This window comes from Pseudomonas sp. 22085, from assembly GCF_052045815.1.
Classification (GTDB): domain Bacteria; phylum Pseudomonadota; class Gammaproteobacteria; order Pseudomonadales; family Pseudomonadaceae; genus Aquipseudomonas; species Aquipseudomonas glycinae.
The window spans coordinates 35,230-48,634 of record NZ_JBQEQA010000007.1; the positions used below are offsets into that span (position 1 = coordinate 35,230).

15 protein-coding genes are annotated in these 13,405 nt (G+C 62.3%); 5 read left to right on the forward strand and 10 right to left on the reverse strand.

Annotation, left to right across the window (positions count from 1 at the left end; all coding sequences use genetic code 11):
- Positions 1 to 29 precede the first annotated feature (29 nt).
- The 6 genes from ACTJK7_RS10125 to lptM are packed head-to-tail and all read right to left on the reverse strand — an operon-like array spanning position 30 to position 4,637.
- Positions 30 to 734: an HAD family hydrolase gene (locus ACTJK7_RS10125; protein WP_064379876.1), complete on the reverse strand. Its 705-nt coding sequence runs from the start codon at positions 732 to 734 to the stop codon at positions 30 to 32.
- Positions 731 to 1,630: a tyrosine recombinase XerC gene (xerC, locus tag ACTJK7_RS10130; protein ID WP_085612059.1), complete on the reverse strand. Its 900-nt coding sequence runs from the start codon at positions 1,628 to 1,630 to the stop codon at positions 731 to 733. The genes ACTJK7_RS10125 and xerC overlap by 4 nt, the downstream gene beginning before the upstream one ends.
- Positions 1,631 to 1,632: 2 nt before the next feature.
- A complete protein-coding gene (locus ACTJK7_RS10135; protein WP_007951894.1) occupies positions 1,633 to 2,358 on the reverse strand; it encodes a DUF484 family protein in 726 nt (241 codons plus the stop codon).
- A gap of 13 nt (positions 2,359 to 2,371) precedes the next feature.
- Entirely contained in the window at positions 2,372 to 3,202 is an 831-nt protein-coding gene (gene dapF, locus ACTJK7_RS10140; RefSeq protein WP_085606073.1) for a diaminopimelate epimerase, read from the reverse strand.
- Positions 3,203 to 3,206: 4 nt separating this feature from the next.
- A complete protein-coding gene (lysA, locus tag ACTJK7_RS10145; protein ID WP_323150893.1) occupies positions 3,207 to 4,454 on the reverse strand; it encodes a diaminopimelate decarboxylase in 1,248 nt (415 codons plus the stop codon).
- Positions 4,455 to 4,463: 9 nt separating this feature from the next.
- A complete protein-coding gene (lptM, locus tag ACTJK7_RS10150) occupies positions 4,464 to 4,637 on the reverse strand; it encodes an LPS translocon maturation chaperone LptM (protein ID WP_082934452.1) in 174 nt (57 codons plus the stop codon).
- A 239-nt stretch (positions 4,638 to 4,876) separates the two neighbouring features.
- Here lptM and cyaY point away from each other — a divergent pair, with 239 nt between their 5' ends.
- From cyaY to rnk, 3 genes are all read left to right on the forward strand, one after another.
- On the forward strand, positions 4,877 to 5,209 hold the full coding sequence (cyaY, locus tag ACTJK7_RS10155) for an iron donor protein CyaY (RefSeq protein ID WP_007951887.1): 333 nt from the start codon (positions 4,877 to 4,879) through the stop codon (positions 5,207 to 5,209).
- Between the two features lie 4 nt (positions 5,210 to 5,213).
- A complete protein-coding gene (locus tag ACTJK7_RS10160; protein ID WP_084776915.1) occupies positions 5,214 to 5,438 on the forward strand; it encodes a DUF1289 domain-containing protein in 225 nt (74 codons plus the stop codon).
- A 128-nt stretch (positions 5,439 to 5,566) separates the two neighbouring features.
- Complete coding sequence (gene rnk, locus ACTJK7_RS10165) at positions 5,567 to 5,977, forward strand: nucleoside diphosphate kinase regulator (RefSeq protein ID WP_064379882.1); 411 nt, start codon at positions 5,567 to 5,569, stop codon at positions 5,975 to 5,977.
- Positions 5,978 to 5,983: 6 nt separating this feature from the next.
- On the opposite strand, the gene ACTJK7_RS10170 is transcribed toward rnk, so the two are convergent.
- The 3 genes from ACTJK7_RS10170 to ACTJK7_RS10180 all read right to left on the reverse strand — a co-directional run bounded on the left by ACTJK7_RS10170 (position 5,984) and on the right by ACTJK7_RS10180 (position 9,745).
- Positions 5,984 to 8,827 (reverse strand): class I adenylate cyclase, encoded by a 2,844-nt coding sequence (locus tag ACTJK7_RS10170; RefSeq protein WP_108563541.1) that lies wholly within the window; start codon positions 8,825 to 8,827, stop codon positions 5,984 to 5,986.
- A 196-nt stretch (positions 8,828 to 9,023) separates the two neighbouring features.
- Positions 9,024 to 9,269 carry a TIGR02647 family protein gene (locus ACTJK7_RS10175; protein WP_007951883.1) on the reverse strand — a complete coding sequence of 82 codons (246 nt, stop codon included), beginning with the start codon at positions 9,267 to 9,269 and terminating at the stop codon, positions 9,024 to 9,026.
- 191 nt (positions 9,270 to 9,460) lie between these two features.
- Positions 9,461 to 9,745, reverse strand: a complete 285-nt coding sequence (locus tag ACTJK7_RS10180) for a hypothetical protein (RefSeq protein ID WP_064379885.1) — start codon at positions 9,743 to 9,745, stop codon at positions 9,461 to 9,463.
- 123 nt (positions 9,746 to 9,868) lie between these two features.
- Here ACTJK7_RS10180 and ACTJK7_RS10185 point away from each other — a divergent pair, with 123 nt between their 5' ends.
- On the forward strand, positions 9,869 to 10,528 hold the full coding sequence (locus ACTJK7_RS10185; protein ID WP_108563539.1) for a glutathione S-transferase family protein: 660 nt from the start codon (positions 9,869 to 9,871) through the stop codon (positions 10,526 to 10,528).
- 127 nt (positions 10,529 to 10,655) lie between these two features.
- Here the strand turns inward: ACTJK7_RS10185 and argH are convergent, their stop codons facing one another.
- A complete protein-coding gene (gene argH / locus ACTJK7_RS10190) occupies positions 10,656 to 12,050 on the reverse strand; it encodes an argininosuccinate lyase (protein ID WP_108563538.1) in 1,395 nt (464 codons plus the stop codon).
- A gap of 473 nt (positions 12,051 to 12,523) precedes the next feature.
- On the opposite strand from argH, the gene ACTJK7_RS10195 reads away from it, so the two are divergent.
- Complete coding sequence (locus ACTJK7_RS10195; protein WP_064379890.1) at positions 12,524 to 13,270, forward strand: LytR/AlgR family response regulator transcription factor; 747 nt, start codon at positions 12,524 to 12,526, stop codon at positions 13,268 to 13,270.
- The last annotated feature ends 135 nt before the right edge of the window (positions 13,271 to 13,405 follow it).

A 13,405-nucleotide genomic window follows, 5' to 3' on the forward strand; every position in this document is an offset into this window, starting at 1 on the left:
CTGCGGGCTTTTTCATGGGCGAAAGAAAGTTAGCCGCGGCTGTTCCAGCGTGCGAGCACCGCGGGCAGATCGTTCAGGCTACGAATCTCGGCATCCGGCAGGCGCTCCGCTTCCCAGACCTTGCCGGCCGGGTTGAACCAGATCGCACGCAATCCCGCTTGCTGCGCCCCGGCGATGTCGTCCCCCGGGTGGTCACCGATATGCACCGCCGCCTCGGCGCTCACGCCACCGCGCTGCAACGCTTCATGGAACAGTCGGACATCCGGCTTGGCGATGCCGATGTCTTCGGCGCACAGCGCAAACTTGAAGTAATCCGCCAGCCCCAACCGACGCACATCGGCGTTGCCGTTGGTGACCACACCGAGTGCGTAGTGTTTGGCGAGGGTTTCCAGGATCGGCTCGACTTCCGGAAACACTTCGATCTGATGCCGCGCATGCAGAAACACTTCAAAACTCTTGTCTGCCAGATCCGAAGCTTCGCCATGGGCGTACCCGGCTTCCTCCAGCGCATGGAACAGCACTCGTCGGCGCAGTGCGCTGATGCGGTGCTTCAATCCCGGCTCGCTGGCCAGCACCCGCTCGCGGATCGACCACAGATGCTCCACCGGCACCGCGCCCAGATTCGGCGCATGTTCGCTCAGCCATTCGCGCAAAACCGCTTCGGCGCTGACGATCACCGGGGCGGTGTCCCACAGGGTGTCGTCGAGGTCGAAAGTGATCAACTGGATGCTCATGAATCATCGCCTTTCATGCGTTTGGCCCGTGGATGGGCGCTGTCGTAGACCGCCGCCAGGTGCTGGAAGTCCAGGTGGGTATAGATCTGGGTGGTCTTGATGTCCGAGTGGCCGAGCAATTCCTGCACCGCACGCAGGTCCTGGGAGGACTCGAGCAAATGGCTGGCGAAGGAGTGCCGCAGCATGTGCGGGTGCAGGTTCTGCCCCAGTTCGCGCTCGCCGGCGAGTTTGACCCGAACCTGAATCGCGCGCGGGCCGAGGCGTCGGCCTTGCTGGCTGACGAATACCGCGTCGTCTGCCGGGTTGGTTAGCGCCCGCAGTGGTAGCCAGTGCTCCAGTGCTTCACGGGCCTTTTTGCCGACCGGCAACAGGCGTGTCTTGCTGCCTTTGCCGAGCACTTGAACCATGCCGTCCGCCAGATCGAGCTGATCGAGATTGAGCCCGGTCAGCTCTGACAGCCGCAGGCCGGAGGAATAGAACAATTCCAGAATCGCCTGATCGCGCCGGGCCAGAAAGTCGTCCTCGACTGCGCCTTCGAGCAGTTGCAGCGCTCGGTCGGTATCGAGGGTTTTCGGCAAGCGGCGCTCGCCTTTGGGCGGTGCCAGGCCGGTGGCCGGATCGTGATCGCAGAGACCTTCACGATTCAGATAGTGATAGAGCCCGCGCACCGCTGAAAGCAGGCGCGCCAGACTGCGTGAGGACTGGCCCTGGGCATGCAGGCGGGCGATCAGGCTGCGCAGGCGCTGGATGTCCAGCGCCTGCCAGCTACCGATGTTCTGTTTGTTGCACCAGCCGAGGACTTTATCGAGATCGCGGCGGTAGGCCGACAGCGTATGCGGCGACACCTGCCGCTCACTGCGCAGGTGTTCGCAGTAAGCGTCCAGTTGTCGTTCCATGGTCAGCGTACCGAGCGCAGGGAGCTATTGACCCGTGGCAGCACGCGACCCATGACTTCGGCGATGTAGCTGAGGAACAGCGTGCCGACCGAACTCTTGTAGTGCTGCGGATCACGGCTGGCGATGGCCAGGATTCCGTGGATGCCCTGATGGCTGACGGCGACCACGGCGGTGGAGCCGATCTGCTTGCGTTGCTCTTCACCGAACAGGAAGTCCAGTTCATGTTCGCGCAGGCTGCCGCTGACGCTCTTGCCTTCAGTGAGCAATCCGCCGATGGCGGTCTGCGCGTCGGCGTGGGTCACCCAGCGGCCAACCGGGGCCGGGTTGTCGCCGAGCAGGATCAGGCTGACGAAGGGCACCTGGAAATCCTGGCGCAGGCTGTCTTCGACGCTGATCACCACGTCTTCCAGGGTGGCAGCGTCCATCAGTGCAAGTATCAAGCGACGGGTCTTGTCGAACAGGCGATCGTTGTCCCGGGCGACGTCCATCAAGTGCGAGAGGCGATGACGCATCTCGATGTTGCGGTCGCGCAGGATGGCCATCTGGCGCTCGACCAGCGAGACGGTATCGCCGCGCTGATGGGGGATGCGCAGGGACGGCAGCAGTTCTTCATGCTCGACGAAGAAGTCCGGATGAGCCTCCAGGTACGCGGCAACTGCTGCCGCCTCCAGGCTCTCGGACGCTGATTCACCGGACTGTCGGGCGGGTACCTGAGGCTTATCGGTCATGGCTTCTGCTCACTCAAAGACGCACTTGTCCTTCGTATACGCGCACTGCCGGGCCGGTCATCAACACCGGTTGGCCGGGGCCTGCCCACTCTATGGACAGACGCCCGCCCGGCAGGTCGATCAACAGTGGCGAATCCATCCACCCCTGACTGATCGCCGCTACAGCAGCAGCGCAGGCACCGGTGCCGCAGGCCTGGGTTTCCCCGGCGCCGCGTTCCCACACGCGCAGTTGCGCGCGATGGCGGTCGATGACCTGGAGAAAACCGACGTTGACCCGCGCCGGAAAGCGCGGATGGTGTTCGATTTTCGGCCCCAGTTCATGCACCGGTGCAGTGTTGATATCGCTGACCCGCAGCACCGCATGGGGGTTGCCCATGGACACCGCCGCCAGATCGATCGGCGTACCGTCGACATCGACCTGATAACTCAGGGCCTGCTCCGGCGCCTGGAACGGGATGTCCGCCGGCACCAGGCGCGGGGCGCCCATGTTAACGCCGATCTGGCCGTCGTTACGCACGTCCAGTTCGATGATGCCGCCCTTGGTCTCGACGCGGATCTGCCGTTTGGCGGTCAGGCGTTTGTCGAGCACGAAGCGGGCGAAGCAGCGCGCACCGTTGCCGCACTGCTCCACTTCGGAACCGTCGGAGTTGAAGATCCGGTAACGGAAATCCACATCCGGGTTGCTCGGCGCTTCGACGATCAGCAACTGGTCGAAACCGATGCCGGTGTGCCGGTCGCCCCACATTTTCGCGTGCTTGGGCTGAATATGCGCGTGCTGACTGACCAGGTCGAGAACCATGAAGTCGTTGCCCAGGCCATGCATCTTGGTAAAACGCAGCAGCATGGGGTCACTCCGGCAGCAGGCTTTCGCCGGCAAACAGCTCGGCCACGGTTTCGCGGCGACGCACTTCAAAGGCCTGATCGCCATCCACCAGCACCTCAGCAGCACGGCCGCGGGTGTTGTAGTTGGAGCTCATCACGAAACCATAGGCACCGGCTGAATGCACGGCCAGCAGATCGCCTTCTTCCAGCGCCAGTACGCGTTCCTTGGCGAGGAAGTCGCCGGTTTCGCAGATCGGGCCGACCACGTCGTACGTGCGTGCAGCGGTCTCGCGTGGCTTGACCGGGGTCACGTCCATCCAGGCCTGGTACAGCGCCGGGCGGATCAGGTCGTTCATGGCCGCGTCGACGATGGCGAAGTCTTTGTGTTCGGTGTGCTTGAGGTACTCGACCTGAGTCAGCAGCACGCCGGCGTTGGCGACGATGAAGCGGCCCGGCTCGAACACCAGCGCCAGATCACGACCGACCAGGCGCTCGCGCACAGCCTTGATGTAATCGGCGGCCAATGGCGGCTCTTCATCGCGATAACGCACACCCAGGCCGCCACCGAGATCGATGTGGCGCAGGTGGATGCCGCAATCGCCGAGGCGATCGACCAGATCCAGCAGGCGGTCGAGGGCATCGAGGAACGGCGGCAGAGTGGTCAGTTGCGAACCGATGTGGCAATCGACGCCGACCACTTCCAGGTTCGGCAGGTGCGCGGCACGCACGTACACGTCTTCAGCGTCGGCAATGGCGATGCCGAACTTGTTCTCTTTGAGACCGGTGGAGATGTACGGGTGGGTGCCGGCATCGACGTCCGGGTTCACGCGCAGCGAGATCGGCGCGCGAACGCCCAACTCGGCGGCGACCACTTGCAGGCGCTCGAGCTCGTCGGTGGATTCGACGTTGAAGCAATGCACGCCGACTTCCAGCGCACGGCGCATGTCGTCACGGGTCTTGCCGACGCCGGAGAACACGATCTTGTCCGGGCTGCCGCCGGCGGCCAGCACGCGTTCCAGCTCGCCACGGGAGACGATGTCGAAACCGGCGCCGATACGCGCCAGGACATTCAGGACGCCGAGGTTGGAGTTGGCCTTGACCGCGAAGCACACCAGGTGCGGCATGCCGGCCAGCGCATCGGCGTAGGCCAGGTACTGGGCCTCGATGTGTGCGCGGGAGTAGACGTAGGTGGGAGTGCCGAAGTGATCGGCGATGGCGGACAGCGCCACACCTTCCGCGAACAGCTCCCCGCCACGGTAGTTAAAAGCGTCCATGGCGATCCCTTAGTAGACGTCGTGCTTGTGTGCCTTGGAGGCAGGCTGCTTTTGCGAAGACTGGGCTTGCTCGGCCGGGTCCTGATCTTCATCGGGCAGGTACAGCGGGCCTTTCTGACCGCAGGCCGAAACGAGACAGGCAACCGCGACGAGCGCAGCAAGGGAAGAGATCAGGCGCTTCATGGCGAAATCCTTGAAAATGCGTTAATTGCGCCGGAGTATACCGGCCACCCGGCAGCTTGCCTATGCGACGGAACTCCCGTCCGGCGGGGCTCGGGCTGCGGCGCGGAAACTATTCCCGCGTGGCGGGTGGATATTTCGTCGCCGGGCAGGGCGCTTGGTCGTTATCCTTTGCAATCGGCTGGCAGCGTCCGTATCTTGCGGCGCTTGAGCCTGATCAGACATTTTTTGAGGTTGCCGCAATGAGTTTGTCCGAAGCCCGTTTCCACGATCTGGTCGATGAAACCCAGGAAAAACTGGAAGACATCTTCGACGACAGCGACCTGGACATCGACATGGAGAACTCGGCCGGTGTGCTGACCGTCAAGTTCGAGAACGGCACCCAGCTGATCTTCAGTCGTCAGGAACCGTTGCGTCAGCTGTGGCTGGCCGCTGTGTCCGGTGGTTTCCACTTCGACTACGACGAAGAAAGCGAGCGCTGGATGTGCGACAAGAGCGAAGAGCAGCTGGGCGAAATGCTCGAGCGCATCGTCAAGCAGCAGGCCGGCACCGAATTCGATTTCGAAGGCCTGTGATTTCGTGACTGATACTGCGCCCGTCCGTCCGCCGAAGCCGCTCTACAGCAACGTCAGCCCGGCCGTGCCTTCGCCGTGCACTGGCGTGTGCCGGCTGGATGAGCAGAAGGTCTGCCTCGGTTGCATGCGCCATGTCGAAGACATCCGCGAGTGGCGCTCGGCCGATGACGAGCGCCGCCGGGTGATTTGCGCGCGAGCGGCTCAGCGCCGGCAGCTCGCCGGGGCGTAGCTTGTATATTTTTTGAGCTGTGTTAGTGTCCGGAAACGCCTCAACCCATCGAGGCCTGGTGAAAACCCCGTCTTTTTTGGCGGGGTTTTGCTTTTTTTGTGTGCAGAAGAAAGGAGTCTGCCCGGATCATGACCGCACCTTCCATCACCCTTACCCGTCTGGACGTGCAACGTCTGGAGCGCCTGATCGACAGCCTGGATGACACGCTGCCGGGCGTGATCGCGCTGCAAACCGAACTGGACCGCGCCGATACCCTGGTCGGTCACGATGAAGTACCTGCCGATGTCGTGACGATGAATTCCCGCGTGCACTGTCGTGAAGAAAGCAGTGGCAAGGACTACCACCTGACCCTGGTCTATCCGAAGCACGCCAACGCCGACGAAGGCAAAATCTCGATCCTGGCTCCGGTCGGCAGTGCGCTGCTGGGCCTGAAGGTTGGTCAGCACATCGACTGGCCGGCCCCGGGCGGCAAGACCCTGAAGCTGACCTTGCTCGAAGTCGAATCGCAGCCGGCCAACGGCGGTGATTTTCCGGAGTAGCCCGCCTCAGACCTGCTCGAGCGCCTCGTTCAGAGAGCGTTCCAGGTCGGCCTTGTAACGCAGATACAGATTGCTCGAACTCTGCCCGTCACCGATCACGCCCGACAGGTCCAGGTCGGTGATGTAGCAGCGGTAGCGCTCGCTTTCCCGGCGCTGTCCGACGATCTCCCGGGCGACCACGCTGAACAGCTGGTCGCCATGTTCCAGCTCGCTGAATTCCCGTTGATTGCAGTACAGCGTGACCTGCACTTCGCCGGGCGCGGCCTTGCCGATGATCGCCTGTACGTCATAGAACGGTTTGTTGACCGGCGTCTGCGGTGCGGGGCGCATTTCGACCCGTCGCGCGCGTCCCGGTCCTGATGGCAATAACTGGTAATACAAGATTTCAAGGCTGGCGGCGTGGCCCGAGTCCATCGGCAGCAGCGCTTCGCGGCGGAACTGGATCGATTGCAGGAACCGCTGCAACGGCACCAACAGGCTTTGCTCGTCGTGATAGGGCAAATGCTGTTGCCACAGCGCATTGAATTCGTCGAGAACGTACAGCTCGGCGGTTTGTTCGGTGATCCGGTAGAACACCTGAATGCATTCGGGCTGGCCCATTGGCAGGATCAACGCCAGATCGTGGTCTTCCAGTGCCATCGGATCCAGGTGCAGCGGGCTGTAGCGCGGCTGTTCCTCGCCCAGGTATTCGAGCAGCGCCGGCAGGGTGGCGAGGGCCACATGGCTGACCTGGCCCGGCACCAGTTCCAGCACGTGGTAATGCTGCTGCACCTGGATCAGGTAGCGGTGATTCAGGTCGCTGAGCAACAGGGTCTGCGCGGTGTCGACGATTTCTTCCACCCGGCGCGCAATGAATTGCGCGCGGTTGTGACAGAAACAGCGCACTCGCAGCGATGGTTGTTGCGACCCGCGCGGCAGGTTGTTGAGGTAATCGCGCAGGCAGTCCATCAGGGCATGCGGGCCGTCGAAGCGGTTGACCAGCACTTCGTTCCAGCTGTTGAGCGTGACCTGATCCAGGGTCAGCACCAGATTCTCGCGCACGCCGGCGTAACTCAGCGAATCCGTGCGTTCGGTGGTCATCAGGATGTTCAGGTCGCGGTGATGCTTGAGCGGATCGACCCCGACATTCACCAGCATCAGCACTTCGCTCGGCACGGCGGCGCGCAGCAGCGGTTCTTCGGCGACGGTGGACAAGGGCAGGGCAATGCTCTGTTGCAGGCTGCCGAGCAGGTTGAACAGCTCGAACTCGCTCATATCGCTGGTGCCGGGGTGCAGCGCCAGTCGGGTGCTGCTGTCGATCACGCCGTTGCGGTGGCACCAGGTCAGCAGTTCCAGCAACTCGCGGCTGCGCTTGATCGGCGCGAAGTGTTCCCACTCCAGCGCCGTCAGGCTGCCGTTGTACAGGCCCCACTGGGTTTGGCCCGGTTCCTTTTTGTTCGGCGATTGCACCAGGGTCAGGGTGTCTTCGGCCAGATCCGGGGCGATGCCGGGGTTGATGAACTCGACCTTGTCGGCCTTGCGTTCGAACGCTGCGTACAGGCGCCGGCCGAGAACGTTGAGGTCGCGCTTGTTGATCAGGCTGACGGTCTGCTCGCTGCGGGCGAACTGGGTCAGGAAGCGGTAGCTGTAGTTCAGCTCGTTTACCAGCGCCCGGCGCTCGGCGCTGACCTGGCGGACTTTCCACTGGCTGCGGCTGTCGAGCAGCGCCAGTTGCCGCTGATCCCAATGCCATTCGCTGGCCAGTCTTTCCAGCAGTGAGCGCTGCCAGCTTTGGGTGCGGGTGTTGCCGGTGAGCTTGCGGTTGACCTTGAGGTACAGCGCCCGGCGTACCAGCTCCAGGCGTTCCGGCTCGTTGCGCGCAGTGAGGTATTCCTCGATCCGGCGGTAGACCACCATGTACGGGTCGAGCTCGTCGAGATCCAGCCGGTTGGCAAATACGGCCTGCTTGAAGCGCAGGCTCAGGCACTGCACGTGGGGATGTTCGCTGGCGTAGACCTCGGTCAGCAGCAGCTTGAGCACCGATTTGTAAGGCGATTCGATGCCCTTGAACAGTTGCCACAGCCCGGCGCCGACGAACTCGCCCGGCGGAATGTGCGCCATCGGCCCCAGGTCGAGGGTTTCATCGTTGCGGATGAAACGCTTGGAAATCAGGGTGTGGGTGTACGCATCGTAGGCGCGTTCTTCGTAGACCGGCACCAGCCACCAGATCGGCGTGCGCCCGGCGAGCCAGATCGCGGTGCGGTAGAACTCGTCCAGCAGCAGGTAATGCTGGGTGGTGCCGCAATCTTCGGAGCTGAGCTGGGTGTCGCGCTCGCCTTTGACGAAACGCACCGGGTCGATCAGGAAAAAGTGCGCCTCGGCCCCCTGGCTGGCCGCCCAGGTTTCGAGCACCTGGCATTTCTTGCGCAGCTCGGCCAGTTCACTGTCGCTCAGGTCGGGGGCGTGGCAGACCCACACATCCATGTCGCTCTGGTCGGCCTGGGCCAGCGTGCCGAGGCTGCCCATCAGGAACAGCCCGTGAATCGGCCGTGGCGGGTTGCTGCCGTGACGCGGCTTATAGGAGAACGAGCGCGTCAGGCGCTGAGCTTCGGCCAGCACATCGGCGTCGGGTTCGTAATTCGACAGCCCGGCCGGCGTACTGCCCGAGACATAGCCGGGCAGCAGCGGATGATTGACGTGGAAAAACAGTGGCAGCAGCGTGAGCACGCTTTGCTGGCGAGTCGACAGACCTTCCAGCGCCCGGTTCAGGCGGCCTTCATTGAGTTTCAGAAAACGTGCACGTAGCTGGCTGAGTACCTTGCGGTCGATGCCTTCGTCCAGGTCGGGGCGGATTTCATGGGTGCGGGTCATGTCGGCTCAAACCGGCGCGCAGGGCTCGGAGGCAAGGGGTCTCGGGTGTCCGGGAGTTTAGCGCCTGAGCGGCAGGAGTTTTAAGCTGAATTTGTTTTTTGACGTCAGATTTCTATCGCGCGGCGATGGGAGACGTTTTCATGGCTGGCCCGCGGAAATCCCGTGGCAGGGGTTTCCGTGGGCAAAGTCGGGAGGATCAGGCGGTTTGCTGCTCTTTGAGAATCGTCAGTACGGTTTGCACGTTCTGTGCGGCATCGCGACCGAGGCTGGTCAGGTAACCGCCATCAGGCTGATCTGTCAGTTCTTTTTCGAACAGGCGTTGTGCGGCGGCAATGTGCTTCGGGGCAGCGGTCTGATGAATTTTCAGACCTTCCTGGGAACTGTCCAGGTTGAAGAGTGCGAGGACTTCCAGTTCGGCAACCAACTCAGGGGTAAGCGACATAAGGACTCCAGACTTTCTAGGAATTGGACGACAGCGCCCCTAAGGTGAACCTGCCGGCGCGGCCTGTCCAGTGCGCGTGTCAGGGTTTTTGTCCCGGGGTGGATTCCAGTGTAGTCAGGGGGCGGCAGAAGGCCGCGAAGATGGGTGACAAATTGTGTGGGAGCAGGCCTGCTCCCACAGGGCGGGGCTGTTTACTGCTTTTCCGGTGGCAGCTCGGGCAGTGCGCGCAGCGCGGTTTCGTACCACTCGGTATCGAACGCGCGGTCTTCGTCGAGCATCGCGTCGATTTCGTAGGCCAGCACGTGGGCCATCAGATTCAGGATGTCGTCACGCTCGTAGCCGACCAGCGTCAGCTTGTTGAAGGTTGCCTTGGCCGCTGGCGGGTTGTCGCTTTCGATCTGGTTCTCGATCGCTTCGATCAGCGTCGATTCGGTGAACTCTTCTTCATCATTGTCGATGTCAGTCGGCTCGCTCATGGCAGGCTCCTCAAGGAAAGGCGCCAGTTTACCCGCATTCAGCAGCGTGATGCTGCTGGCAGGATTCCCTGGAGCGACCTATAAACAGGCACTGCCCACCCCGCACGGCCTGGAGGCTATGTGATGTTCAAGCTCTATGGATTCTCCGTCAGCAATTACTACAACATGGTCAAGCTGGCGCTGCTGGAAAAAGGCCTGCCGTTCGAAGAGGTCACGTTCTACCCGACGCCAACGCCGGAGTCCCTGGCCATCAGCCCGCGCGGCAAGGTGCCGGTGTTGGGGGCCGAAGGCGGCTATATCAATGAAACGATGGTGATGCTCGAATACCTCGAGAGTGTAGGTAAAGGCGTGCCGCTGCTGCCGACCGAGCCGTTTGCCCGCGCTCAGGTGCTGGCGGTGGCCAAGGAAATCGAGCTGTACATCGAGCTGCCGGCCCGTGCCTGCTATGGCGAGGCGTTTTTCGGCACGGCGCTGCCGGAGGCGATCAAGGAGAAAGCCAAGGCTGAATTACTGCTGGGCTTTGCGGCGCTGGGCCGTCACGGCAAGTTCGCCCCGTATGTGGCGGGCGACAGCCTGACTATTGCGGATTTGTACTTCCTCTACAGCGTGCCGTTGGCAGTTGCGGTGGGGCACAAGCTGTTCGGTCTGGATTTGCTGGCGCAGATGCCGAAGGCCAAGGCACTGCTGGAGCGACTTGAGCAGAATCCGCACGTGCAAAAGATTGCGGCGGACAAGGATGCGGCGATGCCGGCGTTTTTGGCGATGATCGCAGCCAAAAAGTAGAATTTTGTAGCGCTTTGAAACCAGTCATCGCGGGCAAGCCCGCTCCCACAGGGTTTTCGGTTGAAACACAATTGCATGTTCGACACTGAACCCGTGGGAGCTGGCGTGCCAGCGATGTTTTTGGCTTTTAGCGGCTGGCGATCAGCGCCTGACCGCGAACCACGGCAGCCTTGACCTGCGCCGGCGCAGTGCCGCCGATGTGGTCACGGGCATTCACCGAGCCTTCCAGGGTCAGCACGGCAAACACGTCCTGCTCGATCTGGTCGCTGAACTGGCGCAGTTCTTCCAGGCTCATTTCCGCCAGATCCTTGCCGGTGTCGACGCCGTACTTCACGGCGTGGCCGACGATTTCGTGGCAGTCACGGAACGGCAGGCCACGGCGAACCAGGTAGTCGGCCAGATCGGTAGCGGTGGAGAAACCGCGCAGCGCCGCTTCGCGCATGATCGCGTGTTTCGGTTTGATCGCCGGGATCATGTCGGCAAAGGCACGCAGCGAGTCGCGCAAGGTGTCGGCGGCGTCGAACAGCGGTTCCTTGTCTTCCTGGTTGTCCTTGTTGTAGGCCAGGGGCTGGCCTTTCATCAGGGTCAGCAGGCCCATCAGGGCGCCGAATACTCGACCGGTCTTGCCACGTACCAGCTCCGGCACGTCGGGGTTTTTCTTCTGCGGCATGATCGAGCTGCCGGTGCAGAAACGGTCCGGCAGATCGATGAACTGGAACTGCGCGCTGGTCCACAGCACCAGCTCTTCGGAGAAGCGCGACAGGTGCATCATCGCGATGCTCGCGGCCGAGCAGAATTCGATGGCGAAGTCACGATCGGAGACGTTGTCCAGCGAGTTGCCGCCGACGGCGTCGAAGCCCAGCAGTTGCGCGGTGTAATCGCGGTCGATCGGGTAAGTGGTGCCGGCCAGTGCGGCGCTGCCCAGCGGCATGCGGTTGGTGCGCTTGCGGCAGTCGACCAGGCGCTCGTAGTCGCGGCTGAGCATTTCGAACCAGGCCAGCATGTGGTGCCCGAAGGTCACCGGCTGAGCGGTCTGCAGGTGGGTGAAGCCCGGCATGATACTGGCGGCTTCGCGCTCGGCCTGCTCCAGCAGGCCTTTTTGCAGGCGGGTGATTTCGCTCAGGATCAAGTCGATCTCGTCACGCAGCCACAGGCGGATGTCGGTGGCGACCTGGTCGTTGCGGCTGCGGCCGGTGTGCAGCTTCTTGCCGGTGACGCCGATGCGGTCGGTCAGGCGTGCTTCGATGTTCATGTGCACGTCTTCGAGGTCGACGCGCCAGTCGAACTGGCCGGCCTCGATTTCGCCCTGGATGGTCTTCAGGCCATCGATGATGCTGTCGCGCTCGGCATCCGTCAGCACGCCGACCTTGGCCAGCATGGTGGCGTGGGCGATCGAGCCCATGATGTCGTGGCGATACAGGCGCTGGTCGAAAGTGACGGAGGCGGTGAAGCGGGCGACGAAGGCGTCGACGGGTTCACTGAAGCGGCCGCCCCAGGACTGATTGGTCTTGTCAGTGCTCATGAATTCGCTCGTATCGGCTTGAAGAAAGAAGGCGTGAAACGCTGGCGCGGATAATAACAGGGTTGCCAATCCTGTCGCTGACACTGGTCGATACGTTTTTTTCTCATTCGCTCCGTCATAGTCGTCGGCGTCTTCGGGGGATTTGCGCAAGGATATTTTCCGATTGAGCAATATCGGCCCGACGAGCGTCTACAGTAGGACATAGGGGTCGGATGGCCACGGATCGGGCAAAGATCCGGCCGCCGACTATAAGAAGAGAGAGGGGTGGGTGTATTGGCCATTGGCATACCCTTCGTAAAACGCAGTCGGCGACGGGCGTCGGGCTGTACGTTGCAGGTGTCGGCTAATATTGCCGGCCGACGTACGGCACTTTTTGACGCTCGCGCTAGTCTTAGCGTGGATCGCGGTGACGGACGTCACTCCACTTGTCTACGCTATCCTTGTGCGAGACTCACGCAGGAATCCAGCGCAATATGAATGTCCTGATCGTTGATGACGAACCACTGGCCCGCGAGCGACTCAGCCGAATGGTGAGCGAGCTCGAGGGTTACACAGTCCTGGAGCCGAGCGCCACCAATGGCGAAGAGGCGTTGGCACTGATCGACAGCCACAAGCCGGATATCGTACTGCTCGATATCCGCATGCCGGGCCTCGATGGCCTGCAGGTGGCTGCCCGTCTGTGCGAACGCGAAACCCCGCCGGCCGTGGTGTTTTGCGCAGGTCCCGATGAATTTGCCGTGGAAGCCCTGCAGGCCAGCGCCGTGGGCTATGTGGTGAAACCCGTGCGAACCGAACATCTGCAAGACGCCCTGAAGCGGGCCGAACGTCCCAACCGGGCCCAGCTCTCGGCCCTGACCCGTCCTGCCGCCGAAAGCGGTAACGGCCCGCGCAGCCACATCAGCGCCCGTACCCGCAAAGGCATCGAGCTGATCCCGCTGGATCAGGTGGTGTACTTCATCGCCGACCACAAATACGTGACCTTGCGTCATGAGGCTGGCGAAGTCCTGCTGGATGAACCGCTCAAGGCGCTGGAAGACGAATTCGGCGAGCGCTTCGTGCGGATTCACCGCAACGCGCTGGTCGCCCGCGACCGCATCGAGCGATTGCAACGGACACCGCTGGGCCACTTCCAGTTGTTCCTCAAGGGCCTCAACGGTGACGCGCTGATTGTCAGCCGCCGACATGTGGCGGGCGTGCGAAAAATGATGCAGGGGCTTTAATCCGCAGGCTCCGGGCGGTTCTTCGTTCCTTTCACCAGGCATCGCAGGCCAGGGAGGCCACGCCGTATCTGATTCAGGTCAAAGCGGATTTGGCTGAGCTGTTATTATCCGCCGTATCTATTCAGTACGGATTGA